Genomic DNA, 19,777 nt, shown 5'->3' with positions numbered 1-19,777 from the left:
CCAAAGGCGGCCCTGTGCGGCGCGGGGCCGCGCCGGGCCCCTGCGGGCGCAACACGCAATTACTCGAACCGCAGGGCGGTGACCACATCCATGCGGCTGGCCTGAACGGCCGGGTACAACCCGCCGGCCACGCCGATGACCGCGGAAAACACGATGCTGCCCAGGCTGCTGGCCAGGAGCAGGGGGTAGGAAATATCCGTGCCCAGGCTCCAGGAGCCGATTTCCACCAGCAGCAGGCCAATGACAATGCCCAGCGCGCCGCCGGCCACGGACTTGCACAGAGCCTCGGCCAGAAACTGGGCCAGGATGTCCGCATCCGATCCGCCCATGGCCTTTTTGAGGCCCACCTCGCGCGTGCGGGCGCGCACGGCGGCAAACGTGCCGTACCAGATGCCGAAGCCGCCCAGCATGAGCGAGGCCGCAATGCCCAGCCAGAGCAGAGCCTCCACCCACATGAAGGTCGTTTTGATGCGCGCGAGCTGGTCTTCCTGGGTGCGGACCACCAGGTAGGGCGCGTCCTGATGCGCGCGCACCACATCGGGAATTTTGCGCACCAGGGGCGGCACGTCCTCCCAGCCCACGGCGCGCACAAAAAGGCGCGTCACCTTGCCGCCGCCCCAGTTACGGTCCGTCATGATGGTGTAAGGAAGAAAGCCGCCCTGCCCCCAGCTGCCCAGCATGACGCCGCTGACCACGCCCACCACTTCAAAAACTTCCTGATCCAGAAACAACAGCTTACCCACGGCCTTGGCCGGATCGCCGTAGAGGCTGCGCGCGCCCTCGCGGCCCAGCATGCACACCCGGCGGTGCGCCGCCACGTCCTCATGCGTCAGCAGCCGCCCGGCCACCAGGTCCAGCGAATAAACCTCGGCAAAATCCTGGTCCACGCCGATAAAATCCACGTTCAGGGTCCGCTCGCCTTCCCCGCGCAGGGCAGAGCCCCTGCTGCCGCGGAGGTTCTGGCTCACCAGGCCCACGCCGGGCAGCTGCCGCAGGGCCTCCACGGTATCGGGGTAGAATTCCCGCTGCGGCTGGCCGGGGTACTGGCGGTCGTCCATATAGACCTGGATGACGTTGACCCCACCCATGAGCACCATGTCCTGCCCCACCTTATAGCGGATCTCGCGTCCCAGCACGGCCAGCACGATAAACGCGGTGATGCCCAGGGCAATGGAAAGCACCACCCCGAAGCCGCGCTGGCGCGTAACCTGCCTGAGGCTCACGCGAAAAAGATCGGACATGGCAATCATGCGCCACCCGCCGTCGTCACCGTCGTCAAGCTCCTCTCCCTACGCCGCGTCTTGCGGCGGGGCCGAGGGGCCCCGCCGCAAGACGCGGTAAAGAAAAGAGCATACACAGCCTCCGCCATCTGTGTCAAAGCCCCTGTCCCTCACGGACGGGCCGCCGCGCGCACCACGCCGCCGCGGCCCACCGTATAGCGGATGCCCCGCCAGACAATGCCTGTGGCCGCCGCACTGGCTGCATAGACCCGCGCAAACAGGCAGACGGCCCGCACATAGGCCCACAGCCAGCGCGCCAGCGGCACGGGCCGCGGCAGCAGCGCCCGCCAGAGGTAGAGCGCCCCGCCCGTGGCCGCCAGCCAGAACAGGGTCAGCAGCGCGCCCGCGCCGCCGCCCAGCTGCAGCAGCCAGCCGAGCAGGGCCAGGGCGGCGCAGAGCACAGGCACGGCCGTCATAACGGCCAGCAGCCCCAGCAGCAGCCACTGCCCCGGCATGCAGAACCTGAGGAACAGCACCTGCCGGTCCATCCAGGCCCGCCAGACCTGCGGCGCATAATTGGAGGCCGCGGTGCGCAGCAGCGCGCCGGGGCACAGGCGCACGTCCGCGCCGCGCGCCTGAAGCAGCGCGGTGAGGGAACAGTCGTCCACCACAGTCTCGGACCACAGGGAGCGCACGCCATACTTTTCGAAGGCCGCGCGGCTCATGCCCATGGCCCCGCCCCAAAGCTGGGTAAAGCCCCCCACGGCCTGCAGAAGGCGCATGAGCATGACGCAGAGCGCGTAGCCCAGGGTGGCCGTCTGGCTGTCGCCGGGCTCCACAGCGTGGTAGCCCGTGGCGAAGGGGGCCTCGCCCCGCACAATGGGCGCGGCCAGCTGGCGCGCAAAGTCCGGGGCAGCCTGGTGGGTGCTGTCGGCAAAAAGATAAATCTCCGCCGCATCGCCCACGGCCTCCACCCCGGCCAGCAGGTTGCAGTTTTTCTGCCCGCAGCCCTGGGCCGGGCCGGCCGTCACATGACGGGCAGCGGGAAAATCCTTCTGCAGCCGGCCAATGAGGGCCGCGGCGGGCTCCTGCTCCTCGGCCGTGACCAGCACAGGTGCAAGCCCCGGATAATCCTGCGACAACAGACTGCGCAGCGCGCTCTCCATGCGCGGGTCCGTACCCGCCACCGGAATGATCAGGGCTGCAGCGGGCCACTGGGCCTTGGGCACGGCGTCGGCGGCCGCGGCGTCTTCTTGCGCGCGGCGCGGCAGGCCTTCGCCCGTGCGGGCCAGGATGAACAACAGGGCGCACTGCCCCACCGCCAGCACAAACCAGATCCAGAACATGACGCCTCCTCCTCGGCTTGGGGCTCACTCCGCAGCGGGCGGCGAGCAATCCCCGCCCGTCAGGGGCACGCCCTGCACGCGGCGGCCCTCCACATCCAGGCGCAGACCGTTTTTCAGCCGGATCACGCCTTCCACCCGGTCCGCCGCCGTCAGCCGGCCCTCGAAGCTGTGGCCGGAACTGTGGCGCGCCTTGACCACATTGTCTTTAACGCTGCCGGTAATGTGGTACACGTCCACCTGCCCGTTGCGCAGGCGCAAATGCACCACCCCGCGCACCGCCCCGGCAGCGGAAAAACACACCCCCACCCGATAGGTGGAAGAAAAAATGGAGCCGGTCCACAATTCAGTCACTTCCGTCGGGGCCGCAGCCGTGTCCGCGGCGGTCGGAGCCGCCTGCCCTGCCGCCGGGGCCTTCCCCTGCGGCGCGTCGGCCGAAGCCGCGGCGGCAGGCGTCTTCTCCCCGTCTGTGGCCTGGGCCGGGGCAGCGCCCATCGCGGCCTGCGGCCAGAGCGGCAACGCCGCGCAGCAGCACCAGACCAGAACCGGCAACAGGCCCCGGCACAACAGGCCGGGCCGCGTCGGCCCTTGCTTTTTTATCCGCGCCATACAACTCCCGCGCCCTTGCGGGGCGCTTTGTCCATAAGGGCTTCGTGCGCCGCCACCATGCGGGCGAAAGAAAAATCCCGCACCGCGCGCCCCCGCCCCGCGTCGCCCAGCCGGGCGCAGCAGGCGTCGTCCTCCAGCAGGCGGCAGCAGTTCTCCGCCAGGGCAGCGGCGTCCCCCGCCGGGCAGAGCAGGCCCGTGGCCCCTTCCTCCACCAGGCGCGGCACACCGCCCACAGCGGTGGCGCATACGGGCAGGCCGCAGGCCATGGCCTCCAGCAGCACGTTGGGCTGGCCCTCGCGCACCGAAGCCAGGGCAAACAGCCGCGCCGCGGCATAATGTTCCCGCATGTCCAGGCCGCCGGGCACAAACTCCACCCGCGCGCCCGCCGCGTGTTCCGCGGCCCAGCGGCGCAGCCGGGCTTCCTCCGGGCCGTCGCCCACCAGGCGCAGCCGGGCTTCAGGGTGGCGGGCCAGCACCAGCGCAAAGGCCCGCAACAACGTCAGATGGTCCTTATCCCCGGCCAGACGCGCCACGCACAGGATCAAAGGCGCGCGCCGCGCCGCAGGCGGATCCGCCGGGGCAAAAAATTCCGTATCCACCCCGTTAGGAATATAATGGAGCCGCGCGGACGGCACGCCCAGGCCTTCCAGCACGGCGCGCAGGGCCTGCGAATTGCAGACCAGCTGATCCGCCAGCCGCCAGAGCCAGCGCTCGTGCTGGCGCACGGGGCCGCCGCCGCCCCGGCAGGTACCCAGCACCAGCGGCGCTCCGGTCCGGCCGGGCCAGGCCAGCCGCCCCCAGATGCGCCCCCAGATGTTGGGCAGGGCCGTGCAGGGCACCAGCACGTCCGGCCTGAGCCGCCGTAACGCGGCCCCCAGGCGCAGAAAAAACAGGGGAGCCACCCGCCGGTCGCGGCCCAGGTGGTGCAGCTCTATCCCCCCCTTGCGGGCCAGGGCGTCCAGGTCCGTGGGGCCGGTCAGGGTGAGCATGACGGGCGTGAAGCGCCCGCGGTCCAGGCGGCGGGCCAGCTCCAGCATCTGTCGCTGGGTGCCGCCGAAACACAGGTCTTCCATCAAAAACGCAACGCGCAGGGCCTGGGGCATGCTTCTCCTCTGGCAAAACGGCTGAAGGGCGCGCCGCACGGCCTGGCGGGCGATCCCCGCCCCGGCGCGCGGGCGCGTATGCCCCATATGCCAGTAACAATCATTATGCAAACCCGACTCTTTTGCAAGCGCGGCCCGCAAGGCCGCAAAAATTCCCCCTTGTCCGCCTTTTTGGCAGCCCGGCCACGGCGCGGCAAAAAGCTCACTCCGCCCATCCGGCGCGGCTTCCGCAGCAAAGATGCCCGCACCAGCGCGCCGAGGCGTTCCTGCCCGTTGCCTTGCGCGCCCCTTGCGCATAGGATGCCCCCATGACCAGACCGTCCCCCCCTGCCGAACCCCTGCGCGTCATTGTAAGCCTGGACGTGGAGGAAGAAGGCCTGTTTTCGGGCCGCTACGCCGCCACGGGCTGCGGCGTGCGCAACGTGGCCCTGCTGCGCGAGCTTGCGCCGCTGACCAGGGAGCTGGGCTTTCCCCTCACCCTGTTCTGCGCCCATACGGTATTCGCCAACGCGGAGGCCCGGCCTCACCTGGCCTGGATGCGCGATAGCTGCGGCGCGGAAATCGCCGCGCATCTTCACCACTGGAGCACCCCGCCCCTCAGTGCGGACGCGGTGAACGACGGCCCGCCCCCGCGCACGGACACCCTGCCCCGCCCCTTGCTGCGGGCACGCCTGCACAACCTGCTGGAGGCCGGGCGCGACTTCCAGTCCGCGCCGCTGACCAGCTTCCGCATGGGCAGGTGGGACTGCAAGGCCGCGCTGCGGCCCCTGCTGGCGGCGGAAGGCATTACCCTGGACAGCTCGGTCTGCCCCTTGCGCGTGTTTGACCACGCCGGGCCGGACCACTTTCTGGCCCCGGCGGATCCCTATTGGGCGACGCCCATGACGGAACCGCACGCCCCGGCAGCCACGGCCCTGCTCATTTCTCCCCTCACGCAGATTCCGCTGGCCCGGCCCCTGGCGTGGCTGTGGCACAGCCTGAGCCACGGCAGGCCCTGGGCGGACAATTTCCACTTCTGGGGCGCGCTGAGCCCCAATCCCGTATGGCACGCGGCCCCGGTCATGCGGGCCTGCGCCCGGCTGCACGCCCGGCGCGGCGGGCAGGTGCTGCACCTTTTTCTGCATTCTTCCGAGCTGTTGCCCGGCGGTTCGCCCAACGTGCCGGACGCGGCGGCGGCCGCGGCCCTGCGGCGCAAGCTCTACAACTTTCTGGCCTGGCTCAGGGAAAGCCGCCCGGTGCGCGGCCTCACGGCCGCGCAACTGCGGGCCGAGGCTCCGGCCCTGGGCTTCGGCCCGCGCCCGGACGGCCCGGGGGACTGGTAGTGGCCCGCGTCTGCCTGGTGCTGCTGGACGGGCTGAACGCGGCCACGGCCCGACGCTGCCTGGCCGCCCTGCGCGCCCTGGAAGAAGCGGGAACGGCCCGCTATACAGCCCTGGACTGCGCCTTGCCGCCCCTTTCGCGCCCGCTCTACGCCGCCCTGTTCAGCGGGCTCAGCCCGGCCCGGAGCGGCATCCTGCGCAACGACGACCCTGCCCCCTGCCCAGGGCCCACCATTTTTTCCCTGGCCCGCGCCGCAGGGCTGACCACGGCCGCCGCCGCCTACCACTGGGTGCACGAACTCTGCAACGGCACGCCCTACGACCCGGCCCGGCACCGCCTGACGGACGACCCGGCCCTGCCCATAAGCCACGGCCTGTTCTACGACCAGGACGCCTACCCCGACCCGGCCCTGTTTGCGGACGCGGCCTGTCTCTGCCGCCGTTTTGCGCCGCATTTGTTGCTGGTCCACAGCATGGGCGTGGACTGGGCCGGACATTGCCACGGGGCGGAAAGCCGGGAATACCGCGACGCCGCGCGCCTGGCCGACGGTCTGCTGGCCCGCTGGCTGCCCCGATGGATGGACGCGGGCTACGCCGTGCTGGTCACCAGCGACCACGGCATGACCGCCGACGGCACGCACAACGACGTGACCGAAGCCGCCCGCCGCGTGCCCCTCTGGCTGGCGGGGAAGGGCTGGGAAGGCCTGCCCCTGCCCCGGCAACAAACCCAGGTGGCCGGTTTGGTCCTTCAGGCTCTGGGCCTCAATCCGGACGCCCTGGCGGCCCTGCCGCAGCCTCCGGCCCATAATCCGCAACCGCCCGTCGGGGCGTAAGGGCAAACCACACTATGCGCACCGGCGGCTCCGCGAGCGGCTATGCCTGGATTTTGTCGGCGGCTTTTCTCTGGTCGTTGCTGGGCCCGCTTTCCAAATTCTGCCTGCAGGCGGGGGCAGGGCCGCTGGAAACGGCCTTCTGGCGGGCGGGCCTTGGCTGCGCGCTGTTTTTCCTGCACGCCTGGTTCACGGGGGCGCTGCGCGTGCGGCCGAGGCACGCCCTGATTTTTATGGCCTTCGGCGTGTGGGGCGTAGGGGTCTTTTTCGGGGCCATGCAGTACGCCATCAAGCTCAGCGGCGGGGCCACGGCCGTGGTGCTGCTGTACACGGCCCCGGTCTGGGTGGCCGTGTTCTCCCGTCTGCTTTTCCGGGAGCGCATCACGGGCCGCAAGGCGGCGGCCATCCTGACGGCCCTGGCAGGCACGGCGCTGGTCTGCCTTTCGGGCGGCAGCCTGCGGGGCGAACCTTCGGCCCTGGGCATTGCCTGCGGCCTGCTGGCCGGGCTGTGCTACGCCACGCACTATCCCTTCTACCGCTGGTGGCAGCCGCGCTACAGCACGGCCGCCATCTACGCCTTCATGCTGCTGGGCGGCATTCTGGCCCTGGCCCCCTGGACGCCCCTGCCGCCCCACCACGCCCCGGCCACCTGGGGCTGGCTCAGCGCCCTGGGCCTGCTGACCTGCTACCTGGCTTACATCTGCTACGGCCAGGGCCTGCAGCGCATCAGCCTGGTGCGGGCCGCCGTCACCTGCCATCTGGAGCCCGTGCTGGGCACGCTGTGGTGCTGGCTGTTCTGGGACGAATCCTTCCCCCCGGCGGGCTGGCTGGGCGGCGCGCTGGTGCTGGCCGCCGTCATCCTGCTGAGCACGGACGGCTCGCGGGAATAAGAAAAAGGCCTTCCGGGACGGAATAGCCCTCGCCCGCCCGTCGCCGCAGGGAGCAGGGGCACGCCGCGGGGGCGGCGACAGGCGATGGCTTTTGTTCTCCGAAAAAGCAACGGTTCGGGACGAAGACCGCATAGGCGCGGGATGGCTTTTGTTCCCTGGCAAGGGAAAGGTTCGGGCCGGGACGGGGATAGTACTCTTATGGTACAGCCCCGGCCCGGCCCGAAATTTTGACGCCGCCAGAAGGCAAAAGGCGCGCCTGTCGCCGCCCCTGCCCTGACGTTAAGCCTGGGCCAAAGCCTGGCCCAGATCCTCAAGAATGTCGTCCAGATGCTCCGTGCCCACGGAAAGCCGCACCATGCCGGGCGAGATGCCCGCGTCCGTAAGCTGCTGGTCCGTAAGCTGACGGTGGGTGGAGCTGGCCGGATGGAGCACGCAGGTGCGGATGTCGGCCACATGCACTTCCAGGGAGACCATTTTGAGGCCGTCGATAAAGCGGGCCCCGGCCTCGCGGCCGCCCTTGAGGGTAAAGGCGATGACGCCGCTGCAGCCGTGGGGCAGATATTTTTGGGCCAGGGCCTGATGCGGATGGCCGGGCAGGCGCGGGTAATTGACCGCCTCCACGGCGGGCTGCTCGCAGAGCCAGCGGGCCACGGCCTCGGCGTTGCGGCAGTGGCGCTCCATGCGCAGGGGCAGGGTTTCCAGCCCCAGGTTGATGTAGAACGCGCCCTGCGGGGTCTGGCAGCAGCCCATGTCGCGCATGAGCTGGGCGCGGGCTTTAACGATATATGCCGCAGCCCCGAAGGCCTGGGTGTAGATAAGCCCGTGGTAGGAGGGGTCGGGCTCGGTAAATTCCGGGAATTTGCCGGAAGTCCAGTCAAAGTTGCCGCTGTCCACGATGACGCCGCCCATCTGCAGGGCGTGGCCGTCCATGTACTTGGTGGTGGAGTGGACCACAATGTCCGCGCCGAACTCGAAAGGACGGCAGAGCACGGGCGTGGCAAAGGTATTGTCCACTATAAAGGGCAAGCGGTGGCGGTGGGCCAGCCTGGCAAAGCGCTCCAGGTCCAGCACGTCCATGGAGGGGTTGGAGAGGGTTTCGCCGAACACGGCGCGGGTTTCTGGGCGGAAGGCCTTTTCCAGCTCGGCGTCCGTGGCGCTCTGGTCCACAAAGGTCACGTCAATGCCCAGGCGCTTGAGGGTGACGGCAAAAAGGTTAAAGGTGCCGCCGTAAATGCTGGAGGCGCTGACCACATGGTCGCCCGCGCGGGCCACGTTGAGCACGGAAAGCATACTGGCAGCCTGCCCGGAGGAGGTGCAGAGCGCGCCCACGCCCCCTTCCAGAGCGGCGATTTTGCGCTCCACGGCGTCCACCGTGGGGTTGCCCAACCGGGTGTAAAAAAAGCCCGCCTCGGCCAGATCAAAGAGCTTGGCCACCGCGGCGGTGGTGGCGTACCTGAAGGTGGTGCTCTGCACAATGGGCACCACGCGCGGCTCGCCGTTGCCGGGTTCGTAGCCCGCGTGCAGACAAAGAGATTCGGTTTTCATGCCTTCCTCATGCGGTAAAATGCTGCCGGGGTTCCCGGCGCGGACGTTTGGACATATATTTTTGTATTTTAGCCCAAGGCTGCGCCGGAGGCAACAGGCCCCTTAAGCCTGCCGACGGGGCGTGAAGGGATGCCCTTCCCCCTTGGGGCGTATCCGCCGCATTTCGCCCGCATTTTCCGCCCAACTGTATTGACCGCACAAGACCTGGGGTATATGGTGACGGCAATGGCGGACGACGCTGCCGTGGGGCACGGGGCGTTGTCGTGTTGCGGCCCACGCGCCGCGCGCCGGCCATTTCCAGGAGTTACATTTTCCAGGCAGCGCCGCCGGGGCGCCGGTTTATGCCGGGTTGGGCCGCGAGCTGCCGCGACGTGGACGGCGTGAGGGTTTTTTTCGCGCCGCACAAGGGCTCTGTGGCAGAGCCCGCATCGCAAGCCTTATTCACTTTTGCCAGGAGGCTATTATGCGTATTGCCGTGGGTCTGGGCAAAAAAGGCGGGGAAGAGCGTTTGGAACGCCAGGGCATCAGCCGCCGCGACTTCATGAAGTTCTGCACGGCCGTGGCCGTGACCATGGGGTTCGGGCCGTCCTTTGCTTCCGAAGTGGCCGCCGCCCTTACGGGCCGCCGTCCTTCGGTGGTCTACCTGCACTGCGCCGAGTGCACGGGCTGTTCCGAAGCGCTGCTGCGCACCTACAAGCCCTTTATCGACGCCGTTATTCTGGACACCATTTCGCTTGACTACCACGAAACCATCATGGCCGCCGCAGGCGACGCCGCCGAAGAGGCCCTGCAGGCCGCCGTGGCCAACCCCAACGGCTTCGTCTGCATGGTGGAGGGCGCCATCCCCACCGCGCAGGACAACAAGTTCGGCTACATCGCCGGGCACACCATGTACGACATCTGCAAGGGCATTCTGCCCAAGGCCAAGGCCGTGGTAAACATCGGCACCTGCGCCTGCTACGGCGGCGTGCAGGCCGCCAAGCCCAACCCCACCGGGGCCAAGGGCGTCAACGACTGCTTTGCCGACCTGGGCGTCAAGGGCATCAACATTCCCGGCTGTCCTCCCAACCCCCTCAATATGGTAGGCGCGCTGGTGGCCTTCCTCCAGGGCCAGAAGATCGACCTGGACGAGCTCGGCCGCCCCACCATGTTCTACGGTCAGAGCGTGCACGACCTCTGCGAACGCCGCAAGCACTTCGACGCCGGCGAGTTTGCGCCCTCCTTCAATTCCGAAGAGGCGCGCAAAGGCTGGTGCCTGTACGAAGTGGGCTGCAAAGGGCCGGAAACCTACAATAACTGTCCCAAGGTTCTCTTCAATGAAACCAACTGGCCTGTGGGCGCGGGGCATCCCTGCATCGGTTGCAGCGAGCCCAATTTCTGGGACGATATGACGCCGTTTTACCAGAACTAGGGGGTAAACCATGAGTCAAGTGAAAGCGACGCCCCAGAGCAGCTATTCCGGTCCCATTGTGGTGGACCCGCTGACCCGCATTGAGGGGCATTTGCGTATTGAAGTGGAAGTGGAAGGCGGCAAAATCAAAGACGCCCGCAGCTGCGGCACCCTTTTCCGCGGGCTGGAGCTCATCCTCAAAGGCCGCGACCCGCGCGACGCCCAGCACTTTACCCAGCGCACCTGCGGCGTCTGTACCTACACCCACGCCCTGGCCTCCACCCGCTGCCTGGAAGACGCCATCAACAAGCCCATCCCGGCCAACGCCACCTACATCCGCAACCTGGTGCTGGCCATGCAGTTCATGCACGACCACATCGTGCACTTCTACCACCTGCACGCCCTGGACTTCGTGGACGTGGCCAACGCCCTCAAGGCCGACCCGGCCAAGGCCGCCAAGCTGGCCGAATCCATCTCGCCCCGCAAGGTCAAGGCCGCGGACCTGGCCGCCGTGCAGGCCAAACTCAAAGCCTTTGTGGAAAGCGGCCAGCTCGGCCCCTTTACCAACGCCTACTTCCTGGGCGGCCACCCCGCCTACTACCTGGAGCCCGAAGCCGACCTGGTGGCCACAGCCCACTACCTTGAGGCCCTGCGCGTGCAGGTGGATGTGGCCCGCGGCATGGCCGTTTTCGGCGCCAAAAATCCCCACACCCAGTTCACCGTGGGCGGCGGCGTAACCTGTTACGACGCCCTCAAGCCTGAGCGCATCAAGGAATTCCGCGAGCTGTACAAAAAAGCCCGTGCCTTTGTGGAGCAGGTCTACATCCCCGACCTGCTCCTGGTGGGCGGCGCATACAAGGACTGGGCCGGCATCGGCGGCACCACCAACTTCATGGCCTTCGGCGAATTCCCCGCCGCCGGCGGCGAGCGCGACCTCAACAAGCGCTGGTACAAGCCCGGCGTCATCTACAACCGCAAAATCGGCGACGTGCAGGGCTTCGACCCCGCCAAAATCGCCGAACACGTCCGCCACAGCTGGTACGAGGGCGAAACCGCCCGCGCCCCCTATGACGGCGAAACCAAGCCCGCCTTCACCAAGATGGGCGATACGGACCGCTACTCCTGGCTCAAGGCCCCGCGCTACGACAGCCACTCCATGGAGACCGGCCCCCTGGCCCAGATGCTGGTGGCCTACGGCCAGAACCACAAGGTCATCAAGCCCATGGTGGATCATGTGCTCAAAACCCTGGGCGTGGGCCCCGAGGCCCTCTTCTCCACCCTGGGCCGCACCGCCGCCCGCGGCATCCAGACCCTGGCCATTGCCCAGCAGACCGGCGCCTGGCTGGACGAATACGAAAACAACATCGCCAAAGACAAGCAGATCGTCGAAAACTACGAAGTGCCCGCCAACGCCAAGGGCGTGGGCTTTCTGGACGCGCCGCGCGGCGGTCTTTCCCACTGGATGCGCATTGAGAACGGCAAGATCGGCAACTTCCAGCTGGTGGTGCCCTCCACCTGGAACCTGGGCCCGCGCGACGACAAGGGCGTGCTGGGCGCGGTGGAAGAGGCCCTTATCGGCACCCCCGTGGCCGACCCCAAGCGCCCCGTGGAAATCCTGCGCACAGTGCACTCCTTTGACCCCTGCATGGCCTGCGCCGTGCACGTCATTGACGGCGAAACCAACGAAGTGCACAAGTTCCGCGTTCTGTAATCCGGCGTAGCCAAACACCCGAAGCGGGGGCCCCGGCCCCCGCTTCTTTTTTCCCCAACCCAAGGACGCGACGTGGAAAACCAGCGCCTGCTCATTCTCGGCGTGGGCAATATTCTGATGACTGACGAAGGCTTCGGCGTGCGCGCCGTGGAATACCTGCAACAGCATTATGCCTGGCCGGAGCACGTCAGCCTGGAGGACGGCGGCACCATGGGCCTCCGGCTCATGAGCACCCTCATGGACTGCGATCAGCTCGTGGTTCTGGACGTGGTGCTCGGCCCGGAAGCCCCCGGCACCGTCTACCTGCTGGAAGGCGAAGACCTGCGCAAAAGCCTCAGCTTCCGCGATTCCATGCACCAGACCGACCTGGTGGATACCCTCATCACCTGCCGCCTGGCCGGGCACCAGGTGGAAGCCATTGTTGTGGGCCTCCAGCCCTTTGACTACCATACCATGCAGCCGGAGCTCACCCCCCAGGCCGCAGCCCTGCTGCCCCAGTTCTGCCAAAAGGTCGTCCGCCTCCTGCAGGAACGCGGCCTGGCCACGGCCACCCCACAAAAGTAATCGCGCTATGGCGGGCTGCCGCCAAACCTCGCCATGCGGCCGACCTACATAAGGGGATGCTCGCGTGCCCGGGCCGTACAGTCCAGTTTCAAAAATCTTCACCGTTACCCCTCCTGTGGGGGATAAGATAACCCCTGCCGTACAGACTTTCCCCAACGAACAAGACAAAAATAGCTATTCGTGGCCCAGGCACCAAGCGCATGTTGCAGGGGGGAGAATTTTGACTTGACAATATTCCGACATCGGAATAATATAAAATTTGAGGAAGTTTACATGCACGTCATGACAACAAAAGAAGCCGCCATAAAGTGGAAAATTTCCCAACGGCGCGTTGCCAAGCTTTGCTCTGAGGAACGCATTGCAGGGGCAACTTTTGTCGGCAAGATATGGCTTATTCCAATAACAGCTGCAAAGCCGGAAGACGGGCGCAGCAGAAGATTCGATGCACCTGCAGATATGCCAATCAAACCCTTTCTGAAGTGGGCTGGGGGAAAGTCACAAGTTCTTACAGATATTCGAAAACAATATCCATTAGAGCTTGGAAAACGAATTACAAAATATGCAGAACCTTTTGTTGGTGGTGGTGCAGTATTATTTGATGTCATAACCAACTATAAAATACAAGAAGCATATATAAGCGATATTAATGCATCACTAATCACAACATACAAAACAATTAGAGACAATGTTACAGACATTATAAAGCATTTACAAGAATTTGAAGCCAGCTACCTCCCTGCAAGCAGCGCCCTACGCAAAAAACAATATTATGGCTTAAGAGATAGATTTAATGCCATAAAATCAATGGCATGCAGCCCTGTTGAGCTTGCAGCCCTGTTTATTTTTCTCAACAAAACATGTTTTAATGGACTCTACAGGGTAAATTCAAAAGGATGTTTCAATGTTCCGCAGGGCAGCTACAAAAATCCAAAGATTTGTGATGCCGCCAACTTGAAAGCCGCCTCCGAAGCGCTGCAGAAGGTGACCATTGTCTGTGCCGATTACAAAAAATCTCGCGATGTTATTGATTCAAATACCTTTGTCTATTTCGATCCGCCATATCGCCCGCTTTCGGCAACGGCAAGATTTACCTCCTACGCCGAAGGCGGCTTTGGGGACAACGAACAGATCGAGCTGGCGCAGTTTATTGACGCCATGAGTGAGCGGGGGGCGCACATTGTGGCAAGCAACAGCGACCCAAAGAATACAAATGCGACAGACGATTTTTTTGACCGTCTCTACTCTAAACACAAGGTCTTGCGGATCGGCGCAAGCCGGGCCATCAATTCTGTCGGCACATCACGCAACAAGATCAGCGAATTATTGATCTGCAACGCCTAGCGAGGTTTCCTGATGCGCAATTTTGCAGAATGGCTTACAAACTTCAAATCCAGCATTTCCGACTACAGATACTACGTTGACTTTTCTAAAGTCTATAAAAATATAGACTGTATAAATATTGAGCTGAATATTTTAAATGCACTTATTGGTGCAGAAAATATAGAGCAAAAATTTGAAGATATTACAACGCGCTACCCAGAGACGTTACAATGCATTCCGCTCTTACTGGCCGTTCGAGGCCATGAAATCTATGCTATAGATGGCGATGGCGAATTTTTATACTCATTTAAAGACCAGAATTACCCACTGGAACAATATAAGATATTCATGAGAAAAACGGGATTGTTTGACCTGCTACAAAAACATATTATCTCAAATCTTGTCGACTATGCCACGGGCGTTGAAACAGGGCTTGACAGCAATGGGAGGAAGAATCGCGGCGGGCACCTAATGGAAAATATTGTAGAATCATTTTTGCAGCGCTCAGGATTTGTGCGCGATGTAACGTATTTCAAAGAAATGACCATAGCTGCAATAGAGAAGGCATGGGGTATTTCCCTTGCTGCACTTTCCAATAACGGCAAGGCCGTAAAACGTTTCGATTTCGTTGTCAAAACACCGTCCGCCATCTATGGCGTAGAAACAAATTTTTATGCCAGTGGCGGTTCGAAGCTGAATGAAACCGCCCGCAGCTACAAGACGCTGGCCCTTGAAGCAGATCAGATTCAGGGATTTACGTTCGTCTGGTTCACCGATGGGCAGGGCTGGCGTTCTGCGCGAAACAACCTTGAGGAAACGTTCGGCGTTATGCAACATATCTACAATATCAATGATCTTGAAAATGGCGCCATAAAAAGAGTATTTGTATGACCATAACAAAGTGGGGACCAGACGATTTCGAGTTGGAACTGAATACAGTCTGGTCGTTTCCGAAGAGAGGGAATTGGGCTACACACGATGCGAAATACCGTGGCAACTGGTCTCCATTTATTCCACGAAACTTGCTGCTCCGCTATTCCACAGAGGGCGATCTGGTACTCGATCAATTCGTCGGAGGTGGAACTACCCTTGTGGAGGCAAAACTACTCAGAAGAAACTGCATTGGCGTTGATATCAACCGTAATTCACTTGAAATATGCAAAGAAAAAACTGATTTTTTATTCCAGGATGGCGGTCATGTACACATAGTTCATGGCGACGCCAGGAATCTTTCGTTTCTGAATGCTGCGAGCATTGACCTAATCTGCACCCATCCGCCCTATGCAGATATAATTCACTACAGTACAAATACAGATGGAGACCTCTCACTACTTCCCATCCCAGAATTTTTGTTGCAGATGCACAGCGTTGCAGCAGAAAGCTACCGCGTATTAAAGCCTGGTAAGTTTTGCGCTATATTGATGGGTGATACGCGAAAAAAAGGTTGCGTCATTCCTATGGGCTTTGCTGTCATGAATATTTTTACTGAAGCCGGATTTACCACCAAGGAAATCATTATCAAAGAACAGCATAACTGCAAGGCAACAGGTTACTGGAAAACAAACAGCGTGAAATACAATTTCCTTCTTCTGGCGCATGAATATTTATTCGTCTTTCGCAAGTAATGCCAGCACGGCAATAGATGCAGGTGCAGCTGTTTTTGCCAAAGCGCCAAAGCCCAATGCAAGGTGTGGCACCCCGCGTCTACGGCTGAACCGGACGCGACGTTCCTGCCGCCGCCCCCCTGGCGGAGCAGGCCGGGCTGTGCTAAGCTGCGTGCGCTATGGCTGTCCAGCGCAGCCGTGGAAGGGAGCATAACATATGGGCAGGATTGTGGCCGTATGCGTCAGCGCCAGAAAGGGCGTGGCCAAAAAACCCGTGGATCAGGCCGTGCTCGTGCCGGAACACGGCATTGAGGGCGACGCCCACGCCGGGCCCTGGCACCGGCAGGTGAGCCTGCTCTCCTGGCAGGCCATCACCGCCTTCAAGGCCCGCGGGGCCAAGGTAGCGAACGGCTGCTTTGGCGAGAACCTCATTGTGGACGGCATCAACCTGGCCGCCCTGCCCGTGGGCACGCGCCTGGCTGGGGGAGGAACCCTGCTGGAAGTGACCCAGATCGGCAAGGAATGCCACAGCCATTGCCAGATTTTTCATACCATGGGCGAATGCATCATGCCCACCCAGGGCATCTTTGCCCGCGTGCTGCGCGGCGGCACGCTGCGCCCCGGCGACAGCCTGGACGTCCTGCCCGCCGCCGCAGATCAGGAGGTGCCGTCATGACGGAAGGCGCGCGCATGCTGGTGCGCTCCGTGCTGTTTCTGGCCCTGATGGTGGTTGTGGGCGTGGCCGGCATGGCCGCATACGCCCTGGTGGAACGGGAGCTCCACCCCGCCGTGGCGGCGGGACCGACCGCCGGCGAGGCCCCTGCGGCGTCGACCGCCGGAGGCGACCACGGCGCCGCAGCCACGCCGCGCGCCTTTGGCAATACCCAGCGCGGGCTCATCGAGTTCGCCAAATCCCTGCGCCCGTATATGGCCGCCGACACGGCCAAGGCAAACCCGCCCGCAGGCGACGTTCCGGCCGCAGCCCGCCCGGCGCAGCCCTGAGCCGCCCACAAATCCGACCAGACTCCGTCCAGGACGCGCCGGACGCAACCCGTCGCTGTGCCAAAGGGGATTTTCGTCCGTTACGGCGAAGAAGTTTGTCTCGGTACGCCGAAGGGAATTACGGGCAAAGACAGCAGCGCTGGTTACGGGCGGAAGGGCAGCACGCAAAAATCTCCCCCTCCACCCCACAAACCGGCTTACTTCGCCAGCAGCACCCAGGCCGGGCCTTTGGCGTCCAGGTGGCTGGCCACATAGTTGGCGCGCTCGTCGCCGCCGCAGAAGATGTCAATGCGGTTGCGCTTAATGGCCCCGCCCACGTCCTGGGCAAAGCCAATGCCGCGCAGGGGCACGCGGCCCCGCTTTTCGTCCGGGGCATTAACGCCGTAGGCCACCACCGCACCCAGAGGGATAAACCCCCTGTCCGTGGCCAGGCTCAGCCAGTCGTCCACCTGGTAGCCCATGGCCCCTGTGGGGCCGCGCGTGCCAAAACGGAAAAAGACGTAGCTCGGATTATCATTGAGGATTTCGCGCACCCGGTCGGGATTGTTGCGGAACCACTCGCGCTGCTCGTAGATATCCCCGCGCTTGAGCAGGCCCTTCTCGCGCATGATGCGGCCAGAACTTTTGTATTTGTGCTTGTTCTGCCCGGCGTAGTTGACGTAGGCCTGGGTGCCGTCGTCAAAAATCAGGCGGCCGGAGCCCTGGATCTCCAGAAAGAACACGTCCACGGGGTCGGCGGCCCAGGCCAGCTCCAGGCCGCGGCCCGCCAGCACCTGCTTTTCCTCAATGGTGCGGCGGTCATAATAGCGGCCCTTCTGGGCCAGCACCTTGCTCAGCTCCGGCGGCCGGGCATAAATGGCCTGGGTATAGCCGGGCTTGCGGGTGCGGCTGGCGCGCACCGCCGGTTCGTAATAGCCGGAGTAATTGATGCCGCCCGCCACTTCCACCCAGCGGAAGTTCTCCAGCAGCAGCTGCGGCTCGGCGTCCAGCCGCGGCAGCAGATCCTGTAGGCGGGCCAGCGTGCGCCCGATCTCGCCCCAGGTCACGCTCAGGCCGGGCCGCTGCACGGCCACGCCGCTCTGGGGTCGGGTGTTGACATAATTGAGGGACTTGCGCACCGTGGGGGCCATGTCCTTCCAACTGGCCAGATCCTGGTTGCGCGGGGCAAGATAGGCGACAAAAAATTCCGGGCTTTCCATGGCCACGGGCGGGCCCAGGGGCTCAAGCTCCGGCGTGGGCGCTTTTTTGGCGCAGGCCGCGAGCAGCGCCCCCAGCAGCACCAGCGCGCCCAACCGCCCACAACGCGAAACCCTGTACGCAAATCCATAAGGAGTCAGCCTATGCATGACGCTTTTCCCATCCCCCATGTCTGGATGCCCCACCGGGTGTCCTACGGCGAAACGGACACCATGGGCGTGTTGTACTATGCCGAATACCTGCACCTTTTTGAACGCGCGCGCGGCGACTACATCCGCCGCTGCGGCATGGGCTATGCCGAGGTGGAGCGCCGGGGCATCATCCTGCCCGTGCGCGAGGCCCAATGCCGCTACCGCTCCCCCGCCCGCTACGACGACCTGGTGCTGGTGCGCGCCGGCATCGACGAATGGGGGCGCGCGTCTCTGCGCTTTGTATATGAGATATGGAACGAGGACAAGACGCGCCTCCTCGCCACTGGCATGACCCAGCACGCGCTGGTCAACCCGCAGGGCCGCCCCGTGGCCGTGCCGGACTGGTTCCGCAACCTGACCTTCAGTATGGAGGTATAGATTTTCAAAAACCTTTCCCCCTCAAGGGGCAGGCGCACCCAGGACGCGCGGGCAGCCGCCAGCCGCAACGGAACGCCGGGCCTGCCTGTAAAAAGGAGCGCCCGCAACGGCAATCAGCTGTAGAGCAGATTACCTTTGAGAACAGGCAGGCTCAAAATTTGCGGCACGCCCGTTTCGGCGCTTAACAGTGCAAACGGATCGCGCTTCCCCCTGCACGGCAGGCCTCTGCTCACGCAGCCGCCAGGGCATCTCAAAGTTGAAACTCTCTAATCCGACCGGCGCAGGGAAGGCGGCGCGGGTTTTTCGCCGGAGCGCCGGGCCGCATCCCGCGCCCCGGCCTTGCGGCGCGGCCCCAGGCGGGCAAAACGGCGGGCCAGGTGTTCCGGTTCCGCCCCTGTCTGATCCGGCAGGTCGGCCCCCGGCTGGGGCGGCAGGCTTGCCAAGCGCGTGCGCCGCGCCAGCCGGACGTTGCAGGCGCGCAAGAGCTGCGCCAGATCCGTAAATTCCTCTTCCGAGGCCGGGCCGCTGAGCCGCCAACGGGCCTGGCCGTGGGCCACCTTGTGCGTGCCGCGCAGCTCGCGCTCCCGCATGAAGAGCCGCACCCGCCACTCTTCCGGCGCGCCGTCGGGGCCGGGCAACCGCCAGACCAGGGCCTGACCCTCCGCTTCCATCTCCACCAGCAGGCTGTCCTGCGCCGGATTGCCGGCCTGACGCAGCAGGTCTTCCAGCGCGGCGTGCACAATGCGCAGATGCTCGCCGGAGGGCATGTTCTTCTGGTCTTCCCGCACCTGTTCTTCCATCTGGCGGATGCGTTCCAGGCAGCGGTCGCGCTCCTCTTCCAGCGTGCCCAGGCCCTGCCGCGTAAGCCGCAGGCAGAACAGCACCGCTACGATGACCGCCGCGGCCGCAGCCGCCCATTCCCACAGCATGCCGGTTTCTCCTCCGCAAAGAGCGCTTGCGGCGTCCCTCGGCGCGCGCCGCGGCCAGGGGCCTTTCAGGAAGGCGCGGCCCTACGCCGCGCCGCCGCGTTTGCCGGTCAGGCGCGCCACATCCACCCGCCAGACGGCCAGGGGCTTGCGGTAGCCCTCCACATACGCCCGGCCCTTCTCATAAAAATCCGGCGCATATTTGGCCACAAGGGCCATGAGGGCCCGCCGCCGCTCCTCGGCCCCGGTCACCAGCGCGGCCCGGCCAAAAACCACCACGCTGGCGTAGCTGGTGGTAAAGCGCTCCGGCTGCACCTGCGCATGCCCCACCACGGCCAGGCTTACCCGCGCCTCGCTGCGCAGGGCCTCCACCTTGTGCCCCTCCGCAGCGCAGTGAAAATAGACGGCGGCGGGCTCCGCAAAAACGAAATTGAGCGGCACGGCATAGGGATAGCCGGTAGGGCTCAGACAGGCCAGCGTGGCCACGGACGCACGCCGCAGAATATCCAGGGCTTCCGCCTCGTCCAGGGCTTTGCCGGGACGGCGCAGCGGGGGAAATGGGCATGGGGGCATGGAAAGCTCCTTCCGGCGCGTCTGCTTTATGCCGCGCGCACCTGCCGGGGGGAAAGGCAACG

20 protein-coding genes are annotated in these 19,777 nt (G+C 64.3%); 12 read left to right on the top strand and 8 right to left on the bottom strand.

Features of this window, described 5'->3' with window-relative positions:
* Positions 1-59: 59 nt before the first annotated feature.
* The 4 genes from BLS55_RS01855 to BLS55_RS01840 all read right to left on the bottom strand — a co-directional run bounded on the left by BLS55_RS01855 (position 60) and on the right by BLS55_RS01840 (position 4,275).
* The gene (locus tag BLS55_RS01855) at positions 60-1,241 is read right to left on the bottom strand and encodes an ABC transporter permease (protein ID WP_257243098.1); all 1,182 of its coding nucleotides are present in this window, start codon (positions 1,239-1,241) and stop codon (positions 60-62) included.
* A gap of 149 nt (positions 1,242-1,390) precedes the next feature.
* Complete coding sequence (locus BLS55_RS01850; protein WP_092152660.1) at positions 1,391-2,566, bottom strand: glycosyltransferase family 2 protein; 1,176 nt, start codon at positions 2,564-2,566, stop codon at positions 1,391-1,393.
* A 24-nt stretch (positions 2,567-2,590) separates the two neighbouring features.
* Positions 2,591-3,172 carry a hypothetical protein gene (locus BLS55_RS01845; protein WP_257243097.1) on the bottom strand — a complete coding sequence of 194 codons (582 nt, stop codon included), beginning with the start codon at positions 3,170-3,172 and terminating at the stop codon, positions 2,591-2,593.
* The gene (locus BLS55_RS01840; RefSeq protein WP_092152658.1) at positions 3,160-4,275 is read right to left on the bottom strand and encodes a glycosyltransferase; all 1,116 of its coding nucleotides are present in this window, start codon (positions 4,273-4,275) and stop codon (positions 3,160-3,162) included. The genes BLS55_RS01845 and BLS55_RS01840 overlap by 13 nt, the downstream gene beginning before the upstream one ends.
* Positions 4,276-4,583: 308 nt before the next feature.
* Between BLS55_RS01840 and BLS55_RS01835 the strand changes: the two genes are divergently transcribed.
* The 3 genes from BLS55_RS01835 to BLS55_RS01825 are packed head-to-tail and all read left to right on the top strand — an operon-like array spanning position 4,584 to position 7,314.
* Complete coding sequence (locus BLS55_RS01835; RefSeq protein WP_092152657.1) at positions 4,584-5,597, top strand: polysaccharide deacetylase family protein; 1,014 nt, start codon at positions 4,584-4,586, stop codon at positions 5,595-5,597.
* Complete coding sequence (locus tag BLS55_RS01830; RefSeq protein ID WP_092152656.1) at positions 5,597-6,427, top strand: alkaline phosphatase family protein; 831 nt, start codon at positions 5,597-5,599, stop codon at positions 6,425-6,427. The genes BLS55_RS01835 and BLS55_RS01830 overlap by 1 nt, the downstream gene beginning before the upstream one ends.
* Before the next feature lie 14 nt (positions 6,428-6,441).
* Entirely contained in the window at positions 6,442-7,314 is an 873-nt protein-coding gene (locus tag BLS55_RS01825; protein ID WP_092152655.1) for a DMT family transporter, read from the top strand.
* 279 nt (positions 7,315-7,593) lie between these two features.
* On the opposite strand, the gene BLS55_RS01820 is transcribed toward BLS55_RS01825, so the two are convergent.
* The gene (locus BLS55_RS01820) at positions 7,594-8,859 is read right to left on the bottom strand and encodes an O-acetylhomoserine aminocarboxypropyltransferase/cysteine synthase family protein (RefSeq protein ID WP_092152654.1); all 1,266 of its coding nucleotides are present in this window, start codon (positions 8,857-8,859) and stop codon (positions 7,594-7,596) included.
* A gap of 463 nt (positions 8,860-9,322) precedes the next feature.
* Between BLS55_RS01820 and BLS55_RS01815 the strand changes: the two genes are divergently transcribed.
* From BLS55_RS01815 to BLS55_RS01780, 8 genes are all read left to right on the top strand, one after another.
* Positions 9,323-10,270: a hydrogenase small subunit gene (locus tag BLS55_RS01815; protein WP_092152653.1), complete on the top strand. Its 948-nt coding sequence runs from the start codon at positions 9,323-9,325 to the stop codon at positions 10,268-10,270.
* Positions 10,271-10,280: 10 nt separating this feature from the next.
* Positions 10,281-11,960 (top strand): nickel-dependent hydrogenase large subunit, encoded by a 1,680-nt coding sequence (locus BLS55_RS01810; RefSeq protein WP_092152652.1) that lies wholly within the window; start codon positions 10,281-10,283, stop codon positions 11,958-11,960.
* A gap of 72 nt (positions 11,961-12,032) precedes the next feature.
* Complete coding sequence (locus BLS55_RS01805) at positions 12,033-12,524, top strand: HyaD/HybD family hydrogenase maturation endopeptidase (protein WP_092152651.1); 492 nt, start codon at positions 12,033-12,035, stop codon at positions 12,522-12,524.
* A 273-nt stretch (positions 12,525-12,797) separates the two neighbouring features.
* Complete coding sequence (locus BLS55_RS01800) at positions 12,798-13,865, top strand: Dam family site-specific DNA-(adenine-N6)-methyltransferase (protein ID WP_092152650.1); 1,068 nt, start codon at positions 12,798-12,800, stop codon at positions 13,863-13,865.
* Between the two features lie 12 nt (positions 13,866-13,877).
* Positions 13,878-14,735: a type II restriction endonuclease gene (locus BLS55_RS01795; RefSeq protein WP_092152649.1), complete on the top strand. Its 858-nt coding sequence runs from the start codon at positions 13,878-13,880 to the stop codon at positions 14,733-14,735.
* Positions 14,732-15,469, top strand: a complete 738-nt coding sequence (locus tag BLS55_RS01790; RefSeq protein WP_092152648.1) for a TRM11 family SAM-dependent methyltransferase — start codon at positions 14,732-14,734, stop codon at positions 15,467-15,469. Before BLS55_RS01795 ends, BLS55_RS01790 begins: the two co-directional genes overlap by 4 nt.
* A 196-nt stretch (positions 15,470-15,665) precedes the next feature.
* Positions 15,666-16,124, top strand: a complete 459-nt coding sequence (locus BLS55_RS01785) for an MOSC domain-containing protein (RefSeq protein ID WP_092152647.1) — start codon at positions 15,666-15,668, stop codon at positions 16,122-16,124.
* Positions 16,121-16,450 (top strand): hypothetical protein, encoded by a 330-nt coding sequence (locus tag BLS55_RS01780; protein ID WP_092152646.1) that lies wholly within the window; start codon positions 16,121-16,123, stop codon positions 16,448-16,450. The genes BLS55_RS01785 and BLS55_RS01780 overlap by 4 nt, the downstream gene beginning before the upstream one ends.
* A gap of 197 nt (positions 16,451-16,647) precedes the next feature.
* Here the strand turns inward: BLS55_RS01780 and BLS55_RS01775 are convergent, their stop codons facing one another.
* On the bottom strand, positions 16,648-17,796 hold the full coding sequence (locus BLS55_RS01775; protein ID WP_092152645.1) for an MltA domain-containing protein: 1,149 nt from the start codon (positions 17,794-17,796) through the stop codon (positions 16,648-16,650).
* Here BLS55_RS01775 and BLS55_RS01770 point away from each other — a divergent pair.
* Positions 17,791-18,216, top strand: coding sequence for an acyl-CoA thioesterase (locus tag BLS55_RS01770; protein WP_092152644.1), 426 nt, complete (start codon positions 17,791-17,793; stop codon positions 18,214-18,216). The two genes, BLS55_RS01775 and BLS55_RS01770, sit on opposite strands and share 6 nt — an antisense overlap.
* Positions 18,217-18,482: 266 nt before the next feature.
* Here BLS55_RS01770 and BLS55_RS01765 read toward each other — a convergent pair whose 3' ends face one another.
* Together BLS55_RS01765 and BLS55_RS01760 are read right to left on the bottom strand one after the other, a co-directional pair.
* On the bottom strand, positions 18,483-19,145 hold the full coding sequence (locus BLS55_RS01765) for a hypothetical protein (RefSeq protein WP_092152643.1): 663 nt from the start codon (positions 19,143-19,145) through the stop codon (positions 18,483-18,485).
* Positions 19,146-19,226: 81 nt separating this feature from the next.
* Positions 19,227-19,715, bottom strand: a complete 489-nt coding sequence (locus BLS55_RS01760) for a pyridoxamine 5'-phosphate oxidase family protein (protein ID WP_092152642.1) — start codon at positions 19,713-19,715, stop codon at positions 19,227-19,229.
* Positions 19,716-19,777 lie beyond the last annotated feature (62 nt).

Origin of the sequence: Desulfovibrio legallii, assembly GCF_900102485.1 — a bacterium.
GTDB lineage: Bacteria > Desulfobacterota > Desulfovibrionia > Desulfovibrionales > Desulfovibrionaceae > Desulfovibrio > Desulfovibrio legallii_A.
This window is presented reverse-complemented; position numbering and strand designations above follow the sequence as displayed.

Bases quoted from the DNA above. Each gene is read 5' to 3' on its own strand.
- BLS55_RS01855 (WP_257243098.1), bottom strand. From the start codon at position 1,241: ATGTCCGATCTTTTTCGCGTGAGCCTCAGGCAGGTTACGCGCCAGCGC.
- BLS55_RS01850 (WP_092152660.1), bottom strand. From the start codon at position 2,566: ATGTTCTGGATCTGGTTTGTGCTGGCGGTGGGGCAGTGCGCCCTGTTG.
- BLS55_RS01845 (WP_257243097.1), bottom strand. From the start codon at position 3,172: ATGGCGCGGATAAAAAAGCAAGGGCCGACGCGGCCCGGCCTGTTGTGC.
- BLS55_RS01840 (WP_092152658.1), bottom strand. From the start codon at position 4,275: ATGCCCCAGGCCCTGCGCGTTGCGTTTTTGATGGAAGACCTGTGTTTC.
- BLS55_RS01835 (WP_092152657.1), top strand. From the start codon at position 4,584: ATGACCAGACCGTCCCCCCCTGCCGAACCCCTGCGCGTCATTGTAAGC.
- BLS55_RS01825 (WP_092152655.1), top strand. From the start codon at position 6,442: ATGCGCACCGGCGGCTCCGCGAGCGGCTATGCCTGGATTTTGTCGGCG.
- BLS55_RS01820 (WP_092152654.1), bottom strand. From the start codon at position 8,859: ATGAAAACCGAATCTCTTTGTCTGCACGCGGGCTACGAACCCGGCAAC.
- BLS55_RS01815 (WP_092152653.1), top strand. From the start codon at position 9,323: ATGCGTATTGCCGTGGGTCTGGGCAAAAAAGGCGGGGAAGAGCGTTTG.
- BLS55_RS01810 (WP_092152652.1), top strand. From the start codon at position 10,281: ATGAGTCAAGTGAAAGCGACGCCCCAGAGCAGCTATTCCGGTCCCATT.
- BLS55_RS01800 (WP_092152650.1), top strand. From the start codon at position 12,798: ATGCACGTCATGACAACAAAAGAAGCCGCCATAAAGTGGAAAATTTCC.
- BLS55_RS01795 (WP_092152649.1), top strand. From the start codon at position 13,878: ATGCGCAATTTTGCAGAATGGCTTACAAACTTCAAATCCAGCATTTCC.
- BLS55_RS01790 (WP_092152648.1), top strand. From the start codon at position 14,732: ATGACCATAACAAAGTGGGGACCAGACGATTTCGAGTTGGAACTGAAT.
- BLS55_RS01785 (WP_092152647.1), top strand. From the start codon at position 15,666: ATGGGCAGGATTGTGGCCGTATGCGTCAGCGCCAGAAAGGGCGTGGCC.
- BLS55_RS01780 (WP_092152646.1), top strand. From the start codon at position 16,121: ATGACGGAAGGCGCGCGCATGCTGGTGCGCTCCGTGCTGTTTCTGGCC.
- BLS55_RS01770 (WP_092152644.1), top strand. From the start codon at position 17,791: ATGCATGACGCTTTTCCCATCCCCCATGTCTGGATGCCCCACCGGGTG.
- BLS55_RS01775 (WP_092152645.1), bottom strand. From the start codon at position 17,796: ATGCATAGGCTGACTCCTTATGGATTTGCGTACAGGGTTTCGCGTTGT.
- BLS55_RS01765 (WP_092152643.1), bottom strand. From the start codon at position 19,145: ATGCTGTGGGAATGGGCGGCTGCGGCCGCGGCGGTCATCGTAGCGGTG.
- BLS55_RS01760 (WP_092152642.1), bottom strand. From the start codon at position 19,715: ATGCCCCCATGCCCATTTCCCCCGCTGCGCCGTCCCGGCAAAGCCCTG.